This window comes from Vibrio sp. 1069 (assembly GCF_033340555.1).
The window spans coordinates 1-630 of sequence record NZ_JAWOWP010000529.1 but is presented as its reverse complement, the minus strand read 5'-3'; the positions used below and the strand labels follow the sequence as shown (position 1 = coordinate 630).

Annotated in this window: 1 protein-coding gene; it reads left to right on the top strand. The window is 46.3% G+C overall.

What is annotated here, in order from left to right; genetic code table 11:
- The coding region (gene rlmN / locus R7040_RS27560; protein ID WP_318097756.1) for a 23S rRNA (adenine(2503)-C(2))-methyltransferase RlmN at window positions 1–630 on the top strand (630 nt) is incomplete at both ends.

Here is a 630-nt window from a genome sequence, read left to right as displayed (position 1 = left end):
GATCAGGTTATGAAGTGGATCTACCATTTCGGTGTTGATGACTTCGACAACATGACGAACATCAACAAGAAACTACGTGAAAAACTGCAGCACAAGTGCGAAATTAAAGCCCCAACGGTTGCAGAAGCTCAGCACTCTTCGGACGGCACGATTAAGTGGGCAATGAAGGTGGGTGACCAAGACGTAGAAACGGTTTACATCCCAGAAGAGGATCGCGCGACGTTGTGTGTATCTTCTCAGGTAGGTTGTGCGTTGGAATGTAAGTTCTGTTCGACCGCTCAACAAGGCTTCAACCGTAACCTAAAAGTATCTGAAATCATCGGTCAGGTGTGGCGTGCTGCACGTGAAATCGGTTTGCAAAAAGAAACTGGTCGTCGTCCAATCACTAACGTCGTAATGATGGGTATGGGTGAGCCTCTTCTAAACATGAAGAACTTGATCCCTGCGCTAGAAATCATGCTTGATGATCTTGGTTTTGGTCTTTCTAAACGTCGCGTTACTGTATCAACTTCAGGTGTGGTTTCTGGTCTTGATCAGATGACAGGTAAGATTGACGTCGCATTGGCGATCTCCCTACATGCGCCAAACGATAAGCTACGTAGTGAAATCATGCCAATCAACGATCGTTGG